This is a genomic window from Bradyrhizobium symbiodeficiens (assembly GCF_002266465.3).
Lineage (GTDB): Bacteria > Pseudomonadota > Alphaproteobacteria > Rhizobiales > Xanthobacteraceae > Bradyrhizobium > Bradyrhizobium symbiodeficiens.
In genome coordinates this window covers 58,537-74,909 of the sequence record NZ_CP029427.2, presented here as the reverse complement: position 1 = coordinate 74,909, position 16,373 = coordinate 58,537, and the positions used below count along the sequence as shown (strand labels likewise).

General features: G+C 64.2%; 16 protein-coding genes. 7 read left to right on the top strand and 9 right to left on the bottom strand.

Going from position 1 to position 16,373, the window contains the following annotated elements:
• Positions 1–13: 13 nt before the first annotated feature.
• Entirely contained in the window at positions 14–1,372 is a 1,359-nt protein-coding gene (locus tag CIT39_RS00330; protein ID WP_162308824.1) for a peptidoglycan-binding protein, read from the bottom strand.
• Between the two features lie 248 nt (positions 1,373–1,620).
• On the opposite strand from CIT39_RS00330, the gene CIT39_RS00325 reads away from it, so the two are divergent.
• Positions 1,621–2,424 carry a HesA/MoeB/ThiF family protein gene (locus tag CIT39_RS00325; RefSeq protein ID WP_094976091.1) on the top strand — a complete coding sequence of 268 codons (804 nt, stop codon included), beginning with the start codon at positions 1,621–1,623 and terminating at the stop codon, positions 2,422–2,424.
• Positions 2,425–2,433: 9 nt separating this feature from the next.
• Here the strand turns inward: CIT39_RS00325 and CIT39_RS00320 are convergent, their stop codons facing one another.
• Entirely contained in the window at positions 2,434–3,453 is a 1,020-nt protein-coding gene (locus CIT39_RS00320; protein ID WP_094976092.1) for an aldo/keto reductase, read from the bottom strand.
• Between the two features lie 120 nt (positions 3,454–3,573).
• Here CIT39_RS00320 and CIT39_RS00315 point away from each other — a divergent pair, with 120 nt between their 5' ends.
• Positions 3,574–4,485, top strand: a complete 912-nt coding sequence (locus tag CIT39_RS00315) for a LysR family transcriptional regulator (protein WP_094976093.1) — start codon at positions 3,574–3,576, stop codon at positions 4,483–4,485.
• 3 nt (positions 4,486–4,488) lie between these two features.
• On the opposite strand, the gene CIT39_RS00310 is transcribed toward CIT39_RS00315, so the two are convergent.
• Entirely contained in the window at positions 4,489–5,490 is a 1,002-nt protein-coding gene (locus CIT39_RS00310; RefSeq protein ID WP_094976094.1) for a 2-hydroxyacid dehydrogenase, read from the bottom strand.
• A gap of 339 nt (positions 5,491–5,829) precedes the next feature.
• Here CIT39_RS00310 and CIT39_RS00305 point away from each other — a divergent pair, with 339 nt between their 5' ends.
• Complete coding sequence (locus CIT39_RS00305; RefSeq protein WP_094976095.1) at positions 5,830–6,360, top strand: SH3 domain-containing protein; 531 nt, start codon at positions 5,830–5,832, stop codon at positions 6,358–6,360.
• A gap of 135 nt (positions 6,361–6,495) precedes the next feature.
• On the opposite strand, the gene irrA is transcribed toward CIT39_RS00305, so the two are convergent.
• Positions 6,496–6,987, bottom strand: coding sequence for an iron response transcriptional regulator IrrA (gene irrA / locus CIT39_RS00300; protein ID WP_094894280.1), 492 nt, complete (start codon positions 6,985–6,987; stop codon positions 6,496–6,498).
• Between the two features lie 354 nt (positions 6,988–7,341).
• On the opposite strand from irrA, the gene fabA reads away from it, so the two are divergent.
• From fabA to fabI, 3 genes are all read left to right on the top strand, one after another.
• Positions 7,342–7,863 (top strand): bifunctional 3-hydroxydecanoyl-ACP dehydratase/trans-2-decenoyl-ACP isomerase, encoded by a 522-nt coding sequence (gene fabA / locus CIT39_RS00295; RefSeq protein WP_094894282.1) that lies wholly within the window; start codon positions 7,342–7,344, stop codon positions 7,861–7,863.
• Between the two features lie 38 nt (positions 7,864–7,901).
• Positions 7,902–9,125 (top strand): beta-ketoacyl-ACP synthase I, encoded by a 1,224-nt coding sequence (gene fabB, locus CIT39_RS00290; protein ID WP_094976096.1) that lies wholly within the window; start codon positions 7,902–7,904, stop codon positions 9,123–9,125.
• Positions 9,126–9,264: 139 nt separating this feature from the next.
• The gene (gene fabI / locus CIT39_RS00285) at positions 9,265–10,065 is read left to right on the top strand and encodes an enoyl-ACP reductase FabI (RefSeq protein WP_094976097.1); all 801 of its coding nucleotides are present in this window, start codon (positions 9,265–9,267) and stop codon (positions 10,063–10,065) included.
• Between the two features lie 107 nt (positions 10,066–10,172).
• On the opposite strand, the gene CIT39_RS00280 is transcribed toward fabI, so the two are convergent.
• The 4 genes from CIT39_RS00280 to CIT39_RS00265 form a co-directional block, all read right to left on the bottom strand.
• Positions 10,173–10,769 (bottom strand): glutathione S-transferase family protein, encoded by a 597-nt coding sequence (locus CIT39_RS00280; RefSeq protein WP_094976098.1) that lies wholly within the window; start codon positions 10,767–10,769, stop codon positions 10,173–10,175.
• Between the two features lie 135 nt (positions 10,770–10,904).
• Positions 10,905–11,594 (bottom strand): hypothetical protein, encoded by a 690-nt coding sequence (locus CIT39_RS00275; protein ID WP_244607490.1) that lies wholly within the window; start codon positions 11,592–11,594, stop codon positions 10,905–10,907.
• 219 nt (positions 11,595–11,813) lie between these two features.
• Complete coding sequence (locus CIT39_RS00270) at positions 11,814–12,278, bottom strand: GNAT family N-acetyltransferase (RefSeq protein ID WP_094976100.1); 465 nt, start codon at positions 12,276–12,278, stop codon at positions 11,814–11,816.
• A 7-nt stretch (positions 12,279–12,285) separates the two neighbouring features.
• Complete coding sequence (locus tag CIT39_RS00265; RefSeq protein WP_094976101.1) at positions 12,286–13,212, bottom strand: hydrogen peroxide-inducible genes activator; 927 nt, start codon at positions 13,210–13,212, stop codon at positions 12,286–12,288.
• Positions 13,213–13,325: 113 nt separating this feature from the next.
• On the opposite strand from CIT39_RS00265, the gene katG reads away from it, so the two are divergent.
• Positions 13,326–15,494: a catalase/peroxidase HPI gene (gene katG / locus CIT39_RS00260; RefSeq protein ID WP_094976102.1), complete on the top strand. Its 2,169-nt coding sequence runs from the start codon at positions 13,326–13,328 to the stop codon at positions 15,492–15,494.
• A 68-nt stretch (positions 15,495–15,562) separates the two neighbouring features.
• Here the strand turns inward: katG and CIT39_RS00255 are convergent, their stop codons facing one another.
• Entirely contained in the window at positions 15,563–16,294 is a 732-nt protein-coding gene (locus CIT39_RS00255; protein WP_094976103.1) for a superoxide dismutase, read from the bottom strand.
• Positions 16,295–16,373: the final 79 nt, after the last annotated feature.

Below are 16,373 nucleotides of genomic sequence, written 5' to 3'. Positions count from 1 at the left end.
GGCGTCGTCTGAATTACTTCCGTACGCAGATCACGCGAACGACGGCGGCCTTCGCATCCGTGGACGTGCCATTCGCAACGACACCGTTCGCCTTCAGGAAATCACGCGCGGTTTCCGCGGAGACCATCGCGGCCTGCGACGCCAACACCGATGTCGCGGGTCCCGCAACCATTGTCGGCTTCAGCAGCGCAACGCCGGCGAACTTGCCGTCGCCGTCGATCGCCGGAGCACCGGAAAACCCGACCGCCGGTGGTGGGGACAGCATGGAATCGCTGCTCGGGACCGGCGCCAATGCGGCCTTGACGACCGACACGCCGGCCGCGCCGCCCTGGCTCTGTGGATCGGCGATGCCGACGACATCCACGTTCGTCTTGGCCGAGCCGCCAGCAAGGCTGAACGGCTTCAGGCCGCGCGCGCCGTAGATATGCAGCAGTGCAAGACCGCGCTCCTTGTCCTCGGCGAGGCGATCGGCGCTGCCATAGCCGGCGATCGTGATGGCGAGACAGCTGTCGGTGACGAGCCGGTCGGCCAGAATCGCGCCGTCGTCACTGACGACGAGGCCGGTGCCGTATTCGACGGTCTTGCGCGGCGGCGGCCCGGCCTGCGCTCCGGACGGAAACGCATTGAACGCGCTCGACATCGCGATCACGACCGGCTCGACCGTGTTCTCGGTCGCCTGGTCGTAGAGGATCGTCATGGTGCGGACCTCGTCTCCCTTGAAGGTGCCGCGGACGTAAAACTTCTTCAGGCCCTGCAAGCCCGACAGCACGAAGAAATCGGGCTTCACCACGGTGTAATCGACCTTGCGCCCGGACGGCTCCTTCTCCAGTTCCGCGAGTTTTGCCGTGGTCGGGTTCGCCTCCTTGCGGCGGCTGAGCTGTATCTGCACCGTTCCGGTCGGGGAGGTCCATTTCGAGCCGTTGGCGTCGGTCGCCTGCTGCGGCACCAGTTTTGAGGGAATGCCAAGCCGCGCGCCGCTGGTCATCTCGGTCACGATCTTCCAGCCGACGCTCTCCTGCTTTTTTCGCGCTGTTTCGGCCAGCGCCGCGCGCTCCTGCGGATTGAGCACGCCGGTCGGCTTGCCGCCCTTGGCTTTCTGGTATTCCTTGATGGCCTCGACCATGCGCGTGCTGACGTCGCCGGTGATGGCTCCGTTGTATTGCCCGACCCAGGCGAGGTCGGATTGCAGCGACAGCCGCGCCGCCTGCGCCATCGCGTCCGCCGTCGCCGATGGCGTCTGCATTGCGGGTGGCCGGATCGGCACGGTCTGGATAGGCTTCGGCTTGGTGCCGGGGATCTGCGGCGTCGTCATCTGGGCGTTCGCGCCTGTGGCGGACGCAAACATCAGTGTTGCCGCAAGCATCGATCTCATGACAAATCCAGCCAGCCCATTGAACGCAATGTCATTCAAGCACATCTCGTTGGTCGCGAACAACGTTGCGGTGGTTCAGGCGAATGGCTGAGCCACGGACCAGGTCCTCATCCTGAGGAGCGGCCTATAGGCCGCGTCTCGAAGGATGGCTACAGGCGGGATCGGGGCCTTCATGGTTCGAGACGGCGCTTAGCGCCTCCTCACCATGAGGAGTGAGAGCGGTGGCTCGGTAGGAGAGACGGACGACGATGCTGAGCCCGGATGAACTCGAACGCTATGCCCGCCATATCGTGCTGCGCGACGTCGGTGGTCCTGGCCAGGCCGCGCTGAAGCGGGCCTCCGCGCTGGTGATCGGCGCCGGCGGGCTCGGCGCGCCGGCGCTGATGTATCTGGCCGCCGCCGGCATCGGCACGCTCGGCGTGGTCGATGACGACGTGGTGTCGCTGTCCAATTTGCAGCGCCAGGTCATCCACACCACGCCCGATATCGGCCGCCACAAGGTCGAGAGCGCGGCGGAGCGGATCGCGGCGCTCAATCCGCACGTCCGTTTCGTCGGCCACGCCACCTGGCTGAATGCCGACAACGCGCTCGACCTGATCGGCGAGTACGACCTCGTGCTCGACGGCTCCGACAATTTCTCGACGCGCTATCTGGTCTCGGACGCCTGCTTCTTCGCGAAGAAGCCGCTGATCACGGCGGCGCTCGGCACGTTCGACGGCTCGCTCACCACCATCCGCGCACACGAGACCAACGAACAGGGCGAATTCAATCCGACCTATCGCTGCCTGTTTCCGGAGGCGCCGCCGCCCGGTACGGTTCCGGCCTGCGCGGAAGCCGGCGTCATGGGCGCGCTGGCGGGCGTGATGGGATCGATGATGGCGCTGGAGGCGATTCGCGAGGTCGTCGGCTTCGGCGACGGCCTCGTCGGCCGCCTCCTGATGATCGATGCGCGCGCGATGCGTTTCGAGACGCTGCGCTATGGGCGCGATCCGACCAATCCGCTCAATGGCGACGGGCCCGTGGTCACCGACCTCAGCGCCCATCGCACTTGATTTGCTGCGTTACGCCGCGGCCGGCTTCTCGCTATCGAGATGGGCCATCTGCTCGGCGGCATAGCGCGTGCCCGAAGCGACGTCCGGCGGAAACGCCTTGGCCAGCGCCGCAAGATGTGCCGGTGTCAGCGTGACCCTGGTCGCGCCAAGCGCTTCGATGAGACGGGTGCGGGTCTTGGCGCCGACCAGCGGCACGATCTCTTGACCGCGCTCCTGTCCCTGCGCCGCCACCCAGGCGATCGCGACTTGCGCCGGCGTTGCGCCGATTTCGCCGGCGATGGCACGCAGGGACTCCACCAGCGCGAGATTGGCGTCGAGATTTGCGCCCTGGAAGCGCGGTGTCATCAGCCGGTAGTCCTTGCCGGCCCTGCCCGAATCCTTCGACCAATGGCCGCTGATCAGACCGCGCGCCAGGACGCCATAGGCGGTGATGCCAATGCCGAGCTCGCGGCAGGTCTTGAGAATGTCGCGCTCGATGCCACGCTCGATCAGCGAATATTCGATCTGGAGATCGACGATCGGATGCACGGCATGCGCGCGGCGGATGGTGTCGGATCCGACCTCGGACAGGCCGATATGCCTGATGTAGCCGGCCTTCACGAGATCGGCGAGGCCTCCGATGGTCTCTTCGATGGGAACGTTGGGGTCGAGCCGCGCCGGGCGGTAAATGTCGATATAGTCGGTGCCGAGCCGCTGCAGCGAATAAGCGAGGAAATTCCGGGTCGCGGCCGGGCGACAATCCATGCCGGTGAATTCACCGGCGGGGCCGCGCAGCGCGCCGAACTTGACGCTGATCTGCACTCTGTCGCGCGCCACATCCTTCAGCGCATCGCGGATCAGCATTTCATTGTGGCCCATCGCGTAGAAGTCGCCGGTGTCGATCAGTGTAATGCCGGCATCGAGCGCGGCGTGGATCGTGGCGATGCTCTCGCCGCGATCGGCCGGGCCATAGGCGTCCGACATGGCCATGCAGCCGAGGCCCAGGGCGGAGACGCTGGGGCCGGTTGAACCGAGTTTGTGCTGCTTCATGATGGCTCTCCTCGAAAAGGCGGCAGGCTGATGGCGCCGCGTGACGAGGAGGGATATGCGCCCGCTCCATTGCCCCGATAAGCTGGACAATGCCGAATGGCTTGTTCATCCTGTCGAACAATGACTGAACCTGATCTGCGCGATCTCGACCTCTTCGTGGCGATCGCCCGCACCCGGAATTTCCGGCGTGCGGCAATCGAAATTCGCGTGTCGGTGTCGAGCCTTAGCCAGCGCCTACGGGACCTCGAGGAGCGCCTCGGTGTCCGCCTGATGAACCGTACCACCCGCAGCGTCGCCTTGACCGAGGCGGGCGAGTTGCTGTTGTCGCGGGTGGCACCTGCGCTGCGCGATGTCGGCGATGCCCTGGCGGAGGTGCGGGGTCTGCGCGAGGTGGCCTCTGGCCGCCTGCGCATCAACGCGCCGCCCCCGGCCGTCGATCTCGTGCTGGCGCCGATGGTCGGGCCGTTTCTCGCCGCCCATCCGCAGGTCGATCTCGACGTCGTGTCCGAGAGCGGCTTCGTCGACATCGTGAGCGGGGGCTACGATGCCGGCGTGCGCTATGGCGAGCATCTGGCGCAGGACATGGTGGCGATTCCGCTGAGCGGTCCGCAGCACTATGTCGTCGTCGCCTCGCCCGATTATGTCGCGCGCCGCGGCGAGCCGAAGCATCCGAAGGATCTGCTCGATCATGATTGCATCCGCGCCCGCTATTCGAGCGGCGTGATGCATGATTGGGAGTTCGAGAAGGCCGGCCAGATCATGAAGGTCGATCCGCCGGCCAAGCTGATCTCGACCAACATGAACCTTGCGATGCAGGCCGCGCTCGCCGGCGCGGGCATCTGGGCAACGATCGACGGTTATGTCGGCGAAGCCCTGAAGTCCGGCGCGCTGATCAGCCTGATGGAAGATTGGTGCGAGCCGTTTCCCGGACCGTTTCTGTACTACCCGAGCCGGCGCCAGACGCCGCCCGCGCTGCGCGCCTTCATCGATTTCGTCGCCGACTGGCGCAAGCGCGAGACGCGCGGGAAATAGACCTCAGAGCATGCTCGGGAGCACGCGATCCGGCGGCTTGTGGGCGTCGAGGAAGGTGCGGATGTTGATGATCACCTTCTCGCCCATCTCGACGCGGCCCTCGATCGTGGCCGAGCCCATATGCGGCATCAGCGTCACCTTGCCGGCCCTGGCGAGCCGCACCAGCTTCGGGTTGACCGCGGGCTCGTGCTCGTAGACGTCGAGGCCGGCGCCGGCAATTTCGCCGCCCTCGATCAGCTTGATCAGCGTATCCTCGTCGGTCACCTCGCCGCGCGCGGTGTTGACGATGTAGGCGTCTTTCCGGATCAGCTTCAGCCGCCGCGCCGAGAGCAGATGATAGGTCGCCGGCGTGTGCGGACAGTTCACCGAGATGATGTCCATCCGCGCCAGCATCTGGTCGAGGCTTTCCCAATAGGTCGCCCCCAACTCTTCGGCGATGACGGGCGCCACGGGACGGCGGTTGTGATAGTGGATCTGCAGGCCGAAGGCGCGGGCACGGCGCGCCACCGCCTGGCCGATGCGGCCCATGCCGATGATGCCGAGCCGCTTGCCGCCGATGCGATGGCCGAGCATCCAGGTCGGCGACCAGCCGGCCCACGGCTTTCCTTCGGTCAGGATCGAGGCGCCTTCAATCATCCGCCTGGGCACGGCGAGGATCAGCGCCATGGTCATGTCGGCGGTGTCCTCGGTCAGGACTTTTGGCGTATTGGTCACGGTGATGCCGCGGGCATGCGCGGCCTCCACGTCGATATTGTCGACGCCGTTGCCGAAATTGGCGATCAGCCGCAGCTTGCAGTCGGGCTGGTTGACGATGTCGGCGCTGATATGGTCGGTGACCGTCGGAACCAGCACGTCGGCGGTGCGCGCGGCTTCCGCGATCTGTTCGGCGGACATCGGCGTGTCCTCGAGATTGATCCGCGCGTCGAACAATTCGCGCATCCGCGTCTCGATCGAATCCGGCAGCTTGCGCGTCACCACGACGAGGGGCTTTTTCTTCACCGACATGTCCTGCTCTCATGAGGCATCGCAAGCCGCCTCTGTCGCCAAAGGCCGGTCGTTGAGGTCTCATTAACCCGGTTGTTCGACACTGCCCTTGCCGTGTCCGTCCCCGGCGTTTCCTTCAAGCTCTCCCGATATTTCCGGCCGGAAAATCGGGGCAAACTGGTTGTTCAGATGCCCGTCCTCTCTAGCAGAAGGCCGGGCCAAGACAAGAACCACGGGTTTAAGGCTTGAAGGAGCCGGCTTGGGAACATCCGCGTGGGGCGGGTCAGGGTGGCGCGGCAGGGTTTTGGAATTTGGGGTGAGGACCCGGCTCGGGCCGGGTCTTCGACAGGAGACGGGTTGATGGCGTTGGGGCGTTTTTGTTCGGTGATGGCGCTCGTTTGCACGTGGTTGAGCGCTTCGGTCGGCCCCTCGCATTCGGCCAAGGACTCCACGCCCCAGACCGCCAGCGGCCTGCCGGTGCCGCGCTATGTCAGCCTCAAATCGGATCATGTGAACGTCCGTGCCGGCCCGACCAAGGACAATGACGTGGCCTGGGTCTACACCCGTTCGGGCCTGCCGGTGGAAATCACCGCGGAGTTCGAGAATTGGCGCCGGGTGCGCGATTCCGAAGGTGCCGAGGGCTGGGTCTATCACTCGCTGCTGTCGGGTCGCCGCACCGCGGTCGTCACCATGAAGCACAAGGACGAGCTCGCCCCGATCTACGATCGCGCTGATCCCGACAGCGCCGTTGCAGCAAAACTCCAGGCCGGCGTCGTCACGCAGGTGAAGAAGTGCGCTGCAAACTGGTGCCGTGTCACCGGCAACGGCTTCGACGGCTGGATCCAGCAAGAGCGCCTCTGGGGCGTGTATTCGGACGAGCAGGTCAACTGACGCGGTAGAGGCGAGATGCTCCCCGTCATGCCCGGGCTTGTCCCGGGCATCCACGGACTTCGCACGTGGCCCAAAAACGTGGATGGCCGGGACAAGCCCGGCCATGACGACGAATTCAGCAGTTTTGGATCGATCTCAGCGCTTCTTGCGCAGGCGCACGACCATGTCGATGCGCGCGATCTCGTAGCCCTCCGGCACCTCCGGCATCTTGGACAGCGCCAGATGCGGATCCTCGATATCGACCAGCTCATGGCTGTTCTCGAGGTAATAGTGGTGGTGGGTGGTGACGTTGGTGTCGAAATAGGTCTTGGTGCCGTCGACACTGACCTGCCGAAGCAGGCCGGCATCGGTGAGCTGGTTCAGCGTGTTGTAGACGGTCGCCAGCGACACCGGAACCTTGGCCAGCGTCGCTTCCTCGTACAGCATTTCAGCCGTGAGGTGGCGAGCACCCTTGCCGAACAACAGCCAGCCGAGCGCCATGCGCTGGCGCGTCGGACGGAGCCCCGCGGACTGGAGCATTTCGTTGACGTCGTGCCAGGGGCAGCCGGTCAAAGCCGGCTGGCGGCCGGACAGGAGGGCCGCGGCATGGACGTCGTCGTCGTGATGGGGCGCGGTGTTCTCGTTCATTTCCAGACTTCGGCACGCGTGAACAATATCTCTCCGTAATATAAGAACAGAAAGATGCAGATGCAAGTTTCTCGCAACTAGAGAGGTTCTAATCAGGCTTGGAACCGGCCCGGGGATCGCGTCATTTTACCTTCATGTATCTGCTTTGCCACCCGAAATGGCCTGTGTTAGAGCAGCGCGCGGTTCCGCTTAACCGACTTTGGTGCAGCCGGGCATCGAGGCCCGGCCCGCAGTCCATCCGGGGCAAGCGGGCGCAGCGCCTGACAGTGGCAATTGGCGTTGCTCTCCGACCGAGACGGGGCCCATTTTCGCCAAGAAGCGCCGCTCAATCGGAATTCAAACAGAGGCTCGTGCATGCTGAACAGGCGCAACGGTTACGAATACGAAGATCTGCTGGCCTGTGGCCGCGGCGAGATGTTCGGCCCGGGCAATGCCCAGCTGCCGTTGCCGCCGATGCTGATGTTCGACCGCATCACTGACATCAACGACAATGGCGGCGAGTTCGGCAAGGGGCTGGTGCGCGCCGAGCTCGATGTGAAGCCCGATCTCTGGTTCTTCGGCTGCCACTTCAAGAACGATCCGGTGATGCCCGGCTGCCTCGGTCTCGACGCGCTGTGGCAAATGGTCGGCTTTTTTCTGGGCTGGACCGGGGGCGAAGGTCGCGGCCGTGCGCTTGGCTTGAACGAATTAAAGTTCAGCGGCCAGGTGCTGCCCGAGGCCCGCAAGGTTGTGTACAACGTCGATATCAAGCGCGTGATGCGTTCAAAGCTCGTGCTTGGCATCGCCGATGGATGGCTTTCGGTCGACGACCAGATTATTTATCGCGCCAAGGACTTGAAGGTCGGCCTGTTCAAGCAGGGCACGGACCTGGGCTGAGCGCATCACCAAGCAACAACGATTAAGGCGAGGCTGTCATGAGGCGGGTTGTGGTCACCGGGATGGGCATCGTCTCGTCGATCGGAAACAACACCCAGGAAGTGCTTGCGAGCCTTCACGAGGCGAAGTCGGGCATTTCGCGGGCTGAGAAATATGCCGAGCTAGGCTTCCGTTCGCAGGTGCAGGGCGCGCCGACGCTCGATCCTGCGACGGTGGTCGACCGCCGCGCGATGCGTTTCCTCGGTCAGGGCGCGGCGTGGAATCACGTCGCGATGGAGCAGGCGATCCAGGACTCCGGCCTGTCGCCCGACGAAGTCTCCAACATTCGCACCGGCATCATCATGGGCTCCGGCGGCCCTTCTGCCCGCACCATCGTCGAATCCGCCGACATCACCCGCACCAAGGGACCGAAGCGCGTCGGACCTTTCGCAGTGCCGAAGGCGATGTCGTCCACGGCGTCCGCGACGCTTGCGACCTGGTTCAAGATCAAGGGTGTGAACTATTCGATCTCCTCGGCCTGTGCGACGTCGAACCATTGCGTCGGCAACGCCTATGAGACGATCCAGATCGGCAAGCAGGACGTCATCTTTGCCGGTGGCTGCGAGGAGCTGGACTGGTCGCTCTCCGTGCTGTTCGACGCCATGGGCGCGATGTCCTCGAAGTACAACGACACGCCGGCCACCGCGTCGCGTCCCTACGACGTCAACCGTGACGGCTTCGTCATCGCCGGCGGTGCCGGCGTGCTGGTGCTGGAAGAGCTCGAGCATGCCAAGGCGCGCGGCGCCCGCATCTACGGCGAGATCGTCGGCTACGGCGCGACCTCGGACGGCTACGACATGGTTGCACCCTCAGGCGAAGGCGCCGAGCGCTGCATGCGCATGGCGATGTCGACGGTGAAGACCAAGGTCGACTACATCAATCCGCACGCGACCTCGACGCCGGCCGGCGATCCTCCGGAGATCGACGCGCTCCGCCGCGTGTTCGGAAGTGGCGAGAAGTGCCCGCCGATCTCGGCGACGAAGGCGCTGACCGGCCACTCGCTGGGCGCCACCGGCGTGCAGGAAGCGATCTACTCGCTGTTGATGATGAACAACGGCTTCATCTGCGAGAGCGCCCACATCCAGGAGCTCGATCCCGTGTTCGCCGACATGCCGATCGTGCGCAAGCGCATCGACAACGTCAGGATCGGCACCGTGCTGTCGAACTCGTTCGGCTTCGGCGGCACCAACGCCACGCTGGTATTCAGCCGAATGGACGTGTGACGTCGTTGCGGACGTCCCGGTAGTTTTTTCGTCATGGCCGGGCTTGTCCCGGCCATCCACGTCTTTGCTACTGGTTTCGGAAGATCGTGGATGCCCGGGACAAGCCCGGGCATGACGGAGAGCGGAGAGTAGTCGCAAGATGGAAGGTCTGATGAAGGGCAAGCGCGGTCTGATCATGGGCATCGCCAATGATCATTCGATCGCCTGGGGCATGGCGAAGACGCTGCATGCGCACGGCGCCGAGCTCGCCTTCACCTTTCAGGGCGAGGCGCTGGGCAAGCGCGTCAAGCCGCTGGCGGAGCAGCTCGGCGTCGATCTGGTGCTGCCCTGCGACGTCGAGGACGTCGCCAGCGTCGATGCGACCTTCGACGTGCTCCGCGAAAAATGGGGCAAGCTCGACTTCGTCATCCACGCCATCGGCTTTGCCGACAAGAACGAGCTAAAGGGCCGCTACGCCGACACCAGCCGCGAGAACTTCTCGCGCACCATGGTGATCTCCTGCTTCTCGTTCACGGAGGTGGCCAAGCGCGCCGCCGAGCTGATGACGGAGGGCGGCAGCATGATCACGCTGACCTTCGGCGCCTCCGAGCGCGCAATGCCGAACTACAACGTGATGGGCGTGGCCAAGGCGGCGCTGGAGGCCTCGGTGCGCTATCTCGCCTCCGATTTCGGACCGCGCGGCATCCGCGTCAACGCGATCTCCGCAGGCCCCATCCGGACACTCGCAGGTTCGGGTATCGGCGAGGCGCGCGCGATGTTCGCCTTCATGCAAAAGCACTCGCCGCTCCGCCGCGGCGTCACGCTCGACGAGCTCGGTGGCTCGGCGCTGTATCTCTTGTCGGATCTCTCCGGCGGCGTGACCGGCGAGATCCATTATGTCGATTCCGGCTACAACATCGTCCTGATGCCGCGGCCGGACGATTTGAAGGCCCCGGAATAGGACTTCGCAGGGTGGGCAAAGGTGCGCAAGCGACGTGCCCACGACTCTCAATAATCGCAGATCGTGGGCACGGCGAAGGCGCCTTTGCCCACTCTACGAGAGCTGCTTCAACCCGCTGCGATCTTCTCCGCACGCTGGAACGCCGGCCGCGCCATGCAGCGCGCGAGATAGGCATCGAAGGCGGGGCGCGACGGCACCATCTTGAACTGCCGCACCGCGAAATTCAGACCCGAGCCGATCGTGATGTCGGCGGCCGAAAAATCCTCGCCGAGAATCCACGGCCCCTTGGCGAGCGCAGCTTCTAGCACGTCGAACACCTGCGTTGCGCTGCCCCAAGCGGCGGTCGAGGTCGGGATCTCGATCTTGGTGAAGATCTGGATGATGGCGGGTTCGATGCAGCCCGGCGAGAAGAACAGCCATTGCAAATACCGCCCACGGCGCGGATCGGTCGCGGCGGGCGCTAGCTTCGTCTCGGGATAACGGTCGGCAATGTAGGCGCAGATCGCAGCGGCTTCGCCGAGTGCAATCTCGCCATCGGCGATCGCCGGCACCTTACCCATCGGATTGATCTTGAGAAAATCCGGCGCCTTCTGCGCGCCGGTCGAGATGTCGGTCAGCACGCGCTCATAGGCAAGGCCGCTCTCTTCCATCAGCCAGAGTGTCGTGAACGAGCGCGAGCGGGGCGACCAATAGAGCTTGATCATGACGGGGAACCTTCCATCGGCGCGAGGCGGGCGAGGCTTATTCATCGCGTGTCTGCTTTGAAATCGCAACGTACTACGGTTGGTCCGATGCAGCGTTCGCTCGTCAACATCTTGGTCGACGCGAATGAGTGCGTGTCAGTCTTGCTTCAGATAGCCGGGAAGCCCCCGATCGAGCCTGTCGGTGATGAGCGCCCGCGTTTTCTCGCGCAGAATCGTGCTGCTCGAAGCGGTCGCGGGCGGGTTGGGAAACTGGTCATTGTCGAGCTTGTTAAGCGGGTCTTCGGTCAGTCGCATACTTGCGGCGAAGTTCGCGCCGAAATTCACAAAGGGGCGCTTGATCTCCTCGTAGCTCCGGCCGTCGATCAGGTTGATCGAGATGTTTGCGAACAAATGTGAATGCCGGATCAGATTTCCGAGCCCTTGATTGAATGTGCCGATGCCGTTCAACATCATGCGGCTGCCCGGCAATTCCCCCTTGTACGTGGTCGCAACCAGATAGCGATCGCAGCTCACGTTCGGCGTGATGCCCCGCACGATCGCTGGCAGGCGTTCGTTGGGATCGGGAATGAATCGCGATTTCGGATTGTAGAAGGGTTCGAAGGCTCCCTTGGGAAAGGCGATCCTGCGAACGCCGGGATCGCCGCCCGTTGCGGCTTTCACTCGCGCGAACACGAGATCGTCGAGACCCCAGTCGATGGGGACTTCGGTCTCCTCGTTCTCGAAAATGGTGAGCCCGAATTTCTGGACGGAGTAGCGCTCTCCGATCACCGAGATCACGCCGAGCTTGCAGGGGCCGCTCTCGACCGCAACCGGCTGCTTCGCCATCGGTTTGGCCTTCGGCGCGGCTTTCTTGGCAGCCGGCCTTGCTGGTGCGGGAGACGCGGAGGTTGCAGGAGGAGTTTGCGCTGATGCGGAAGCCAGAAGGGACAGCAGGACGAGCAATGAGGCAGCAGATCGAAACATGGATTCCAGGGGGATCAGAAACAGGAGGCCAACACTAGGCCGGGATCATGACAACCGCAAGCTGTACCCGGTGGTCGTAATCTATCCGGTTGGTCGCCGCCGCTTCCACCGATAATATTTCATCACAAACCCGTTCGACGGCTCGATCTCTTCCTTCTCGAACACGAAACCTTCGCGCTCGTACCAGCGCCAGGCCTTCTCGTTTTCGCGCACGCAGCGCAGGTACATCTCGTCGGGCATCTGCGTGCGCGCGAAGGCGAGCAGTTTTCGCCCGAGCGACTGCCCCTGATAGGCAGGCCCGACGAACAGCATGTCGAGATAGAGCTTTGGCGGATGCAACGCCAGCATCGCGGCGATCGTGCCGTTATCGTCGGCGACGTAAAGGGCCCAGCCGTCTTCGATCTCGCGCCGGACACGTGCGCGCAGGTTTGCCAGCAGGAACTCGCTCGCCTCGCCGAGCCTGGTCGAGACCCAGCTCTCCATCCAGACGCGGCCGACCTCGTCATATTCGTCGGCGCGTGCGGGGCGGATGATCGGATGCGACATCGGGACGTCAAGCCCGCGGGCTGCGCGCGGGTTGACGTGCCCGCACCTTGCCGGCCGACAGGCACACCACCTCGGAAATCTGGAGCAGCTGTCGCGCCAGCGGGCTGGTCTTGCGCCAGACCATGCCGATGGTGCGGGATGGCTCGGGGTCGCGGAAGCGCGCCAGCGAGACCGAGGCCGACCGGGTCTCCACCGGCACGGCCATCTCCGGAATCAGCGTAACGCCGATGCCGGCGCTGACCATCTGGACCAGCGTCGACAGCGAATTCGCGTCCAGCATCTCGCGCGGCGGCGCCGATTGCATGTTGCAGAACGACAGCGCCTGATCGCGGAAGCAGTGCCCCTCTTCGAGCAGCAACAGCCGCATCTCCCGCATCATCTCGCGCGACGGCGCCGGCGTCCCCTCATCCGCGCCCGGCCGCACCAGCAGGAATTTTTCCTCGAACAGGGCAACCTCGGTCAGCGAGGGCTCGGACACTGGCAGCGCCACGATGGCGGTGTCCAGCCGTCCCTCCACCAGCTCCTGGATCAGCCGCGGCGTCATGGTCTCGCGCACACGGATGTCGAGCTCCGGATGCATGCGCGTGAGGTTCTTGGTGATGGTGGGCAGCAGATAGGGCGCGATCGTCGGGATCATGCCGATGCGCAGCCGACCGGCAAAGCGGTCCTGCGAGGCGCGGGCGAAATCGCCGAGCTCGTCGACCGAGCGCAGGATGTCGCGGACGCGCGGCGCGAGCTCTTCGCCGAACCGGGTCAGCGCCACCTGCCGGGCGCTCCGCTCCAGCAAGAGGCCGCCAAGCGCGTCCTCCAGTTCCTTGATCTGCATCGACAGGGCTGGCTGCGAGATCGAGCTTGCCTCGGCCGCACGGCCGAAATGGCCGTGGCGCGCCAGCGCATCGAAATACCGGAGCTGGCGCATCGTCACGTTAGCCATCAGAAAATCCTATCGCAGCGATCATTAAAGTCAACTTCCCCTGATGGAATGGGAGGCTTAGAGTGGTTCTACCTGGTCGAAGGTGCGAACTCGCGCCACCAGAGGAGGTATTCATGGACGACACTTCAAAGTGCCCGTTTTCGGGTGGAAAACGCGTGCCGGCGAACCGCGATTGGTGGCCAACCCAGCTCAGCATCGAGATGCTGCACAAGAATTCCGACAAGTCCGACCCGATGGGCAAGGACTTCGACTACGCCAAGGAATTCAAGTCGCTGGACCTCAACGCGGTCATCAAGGACCTGACCGCGCTGATGACGGATTCGAAGGAATGGTGGCCTGCCGACTTCGGGCACTATGGCGGCTTGATGATCCGTATGGCCTGGCACAGTGCGGGCACCTATCGCACCACCGACGGCCGCGGTGGTGCCGGCGCCGGCCAGCAGCGTTTCGCGCCGCTCAATAGCTGGCCCGACAACGCCAATCTCGACAAGGCGCGCCGTCTGCTCTGGCCGATCAAGCAGAAATACGGCCGCAAGATTTCCTGGGCCGATCTGATGGTGCTCGCCGGCAACGTCGCGCTGGAGTCGATGGGCTTCAAGACGTTTGGCTTTGCCGGCGGTCGCGTCGACGTCTGGGAGCCGGAAGAGCTGTATTGGGGCCCCGAAGGCACATGGCTGGGCGATGAGCGCTACAGCGGCGAACGCGAGCTCGCCGAGCCGCTCGGCGCGGTGCAGATGGGCCTCATCTACGTCAACCCGGAAGGTCCGAACGGCAAGCCGGATCCGGTTGCCGCAGCCAAGGACATCCGTGAGACCTTCGCCCGTATGGCGATGAACGACGAAGAAACCGTCGCTCTGATCGCGGGTGGCCACAGCTTCGGCAAGACCCATGGTGCAGGCGATCCCTCGCTGGTCGGGCCTGAGCCGGAGGCGGGCGCTCTGGAAGATCAGGGCCTCGGCTGGAAGAGCAAGCACGCGTCGGGCCACTCGGGCGATGCCATCACCAGCGGTCTCGAAGTCACGTGGACGACCACGCCCACCAAGTGGAGCAACAACTTCTTCGAGAACCTGTTCAACTTCGAATGGGAGCTGACGAAGAGCCCGGGCGGTGCGAACCAGTGGACGGCCAAGGGTGCGGACGCCATCATTCCCGACGCCTTCGACAAGTCGAAGAAGCATCGGCCGACGATGCTGACCACCGACCTCTCGCTGCGCTTCGATCCGGCCTATGAGAAGATCTCGCGGCGCTTCCTGGAGAACCCGGCTCAGTTCGCCGACGCCTTTGCCCGCGCCTGGTTCAAGCTCACCCATCGCGACATGGGCCCGATCCAGCGCTATCTCGGCCCGCTGGTGCCGAAGGAGACGCTGATCTGGCAGGATCCGATCCCGGCGTTGGATCACGAGCTGGCCAGCGATCAGGACATCGCTGCGCTGAAGACCAAGATCCTGGCCTCGGGGCTCTCGGTGTCCGAGCTGGTCTCGGCGGCGTGGGCGTCGGCCTCGACGTTCCGCGGTTCGGACAAGCGCGGCGGCGCCAATGGCGCGCGCATCCGTCTTGCCCCGCAGAAGGATTGGGAGGTGAACGAGCCGGCCCAGCTGTCCAAGGTGCTCGGCAAGCTCGAAGCGATCCAGAAGGACTTCAACGCGTCGTCAGGCGCGAAGAAGGTCTCGCTGGCCGACCTGATCGTGCTCGGCGGCACCGCGGCGGTCGAAAAGGCCGCCAAGGATGCCGGCATCGACGTTAAGGTTGGTTTCACCCCGGGGCGCATGGATGCCTCGCAGGAGCAGACTGACGCTGCGTCGTTTGCTCCGCTGGAGCCGCGCGCCGATGGTTTCCGCAACTTCATCGGCAAGCGGCATCAGTTCATGCATCAGGAAGAAGCCCTGGTCGACCGCGCGCAACTGCTCCGGCTCACCGGCCCGGAGATGACGGTGCTTCTCGGCGGCCTGCGCGTACTCGGTGCCAATGCGAATGGTTCGAAGCACGGCGTCCTCACCGCGAAGGTGGGAACGCTCAGCAACGACTTCTTCGTCAACCTGCTCGACATGAGCACGCAGTGGTCCCCGGCCGGCACGGACGGCACCTACGAAGGCCGCGACCGCAAGACCAATGCGGTCAAGTGGACCGGCACGCGCGTCGACCTGATCTTCGGGGCGCACTCGCAGCTTCGCGCCTACGCCGAGGTCTATGCGACCTCGGACGCCAAGGAGCAGTTCGTCAAGGACTTCGCCAAGGCCTGGACCAAGGTGATGAACCTCGATCGCTACGACATCGTGGCCTGATCCCGATCAGCAAGCGACAGACAGAAGGGGCGGCCGAGAGGCCGCCCCTTTCGTGACCCGGATCGTTGTCACACGTCGAGTGTGCCGGCCTTGGCTGCGGCGTAGCGTTCGCCGACGACTTTCCAGTTTACCGTGTTCCACCATGCCTTGAGATAATCGGCGCGACGGTTCTGGTAGTTCAGGTAATAGGCGTGCTCCCAGACGTCGTTGCCGAGCAGCGCGCGCTTGCCGTCCATCATCGGATTGTCCTGGTTGGGGCGCGTCTCGATCGCGAGCTTGCCATCCTTGCCGACTGTCACGAACACCCAGCCGGAGCCGAATACACGTCCGCCGGCAGCGTTGAAGTCGGTCTGGAATTTCTCCATGCCGCCGAGATCGCTCTCGATTGCGGCGAGCACCGCACCTTGCGGCTTGCCGCCATTCGGTCCCATGATCCGCCAGAACATGGTGTGGTTGGCGTGGCCGCCCATGCTGTTGCGGACGCCGGTGCGGATCGCTTCCGGCACGGCGCCGAGATTGCCCAGCACTTCGGCGACCGGTTTTTCCGCGATCTGCGGATTGTCCTTGGCGAAATTGTTCAGGTTGGTGATGAACGCCTGGTGATGGCGGTCGTGATGGATTTCCATCGTCCTGGCATCGATATGCGGTTCCAGCGCGTTCGCCGGATAGGCCAGAGGATCGAGCTTGAACGGACCTGCGGGCGCCGCGGCGGCCTGCGCAAACACGAGGCGTGGAGCCGCGGCAGCGGCAACAAGGCCTGTTGCAGCGAACATGAGACGGCGCCGGGATATGGATGACATGTGATTCTCCTGTCTGGGGACGATCCGCTGATCAAGCGTGAGAACAGCTACGCAGCAGCGACCCCCGCCGGTTTCGATC

Bases quoted from the DNA above. Each gene is read 5' to 3' on its own strand.
- CIT39_RS00305 (WP_094976095.1), top strand. From the start codon at position 5,830: ATGGCGTTGGGGCGTTTTTGTTCGGTGATGGCGCTCGTTTGCACGTGG.
- CIT39_RS00265 (WP_094976101.1), bottom strand. From the start codon at position 13,212: ATGGCTAACGTGACGATGCGCCAGCTCCGGTATTTCGATGCGCTGGCG.
- fabA (WP_094894282.1), top strand. From the start codon at position 7,342: ATGCTGAACAGGCGCAACGGTTACGAATACGAAGATCTGCTGGCCTGT.
- CIT39_RS00330 (WP_162308824.1), bottom strand. From the start codon at position 1,372: ATGAGATCGATGCTTGCGGCAACACTGATGTTTGCGTCCGCCACAGGC.
- fabB (WP_094976096.1), top strand. From the start codon at position 7,902: ATGAGGCGGGTTGTGGTCACCGGGATGGGCATCGTCTCGTCGATCGGA.
- fabI (WP_094976097.1), top strand. From the start codon at position 9,265: ATGGAAGGTCTGATGAAGGGCAAGCGCGGTCTGATCATGGGCATCGCC.
- CIT39_RS00320 (WP_094976092.1), bottom strand. From the start codon at position 3,453: ATGAAGCAGCACAAACTCGGTTCAACCGGCCCCAGCGTCTCCGCCCTG.
- CIT39_RS00315 (WP_094976093.1), top strand. From the start codon at position 3,574: ATGACTGAACCTGATCTGCGCGATCTCGACCTCTTCGTGGCGATCGCC.
- CIT39_RS00255 (WP_094976103.1), bottom strand. From the start codon at position 16,294: ATGTCATCCATATCCCGGCGCCGTCTCATGTTCGCTGCAACAGGCCTT.
- CIT39_RS00280 (WP_094976098.1), bottom strand. From the start codon at position 10,769: ATGATCAAGCTCTATTGGTCGCCCCGCTCGCGCTCGTTCACGACACTC.
- CIT39_RS00270 (WP_094976100.1), bottom strand. From the start codon at position 12,278: ATGTCGCATCCGATCATCCGCCCCGCACGCGCCGACGAATATGACGAG.
- irrA (WP_094894280.1), bottom strand. From the start codon at position 6,987: ATGAACGAGAACACCGCGCCCCATCACGACGACGACGTCCATGCCGCG.
- CIT39_RS00275 (WP_244607490.1), bottom strand. From the start codon at position 11,594: ATGGCGAAGCAGCCGGTTGCGGTCGAGAGCGGCCCCTGCAAGCTCGGC.
- CIT39_RS00310 (WP_094976094.1), bottom strand. From the start codon at position 5,490: ATGTCGGTGAAGAAAAAGCCCCTCGTCGTGGTGACGCGCAAGCTGCCG.
- katG (WP_094976102.1), top strand. From the start codon at position 13,326: ATGGACGACACTTCAAAGTGCCCGTTTTCGGGTGGAAAACGCGTGCCG.
- CIT39_RS00325 (WP_094976091.1), top strand. From the start codon at position 1,621: ATGCTGAGCCCGGATGAACTCGAACGCTATGCCCGCCATATCGTGCTG.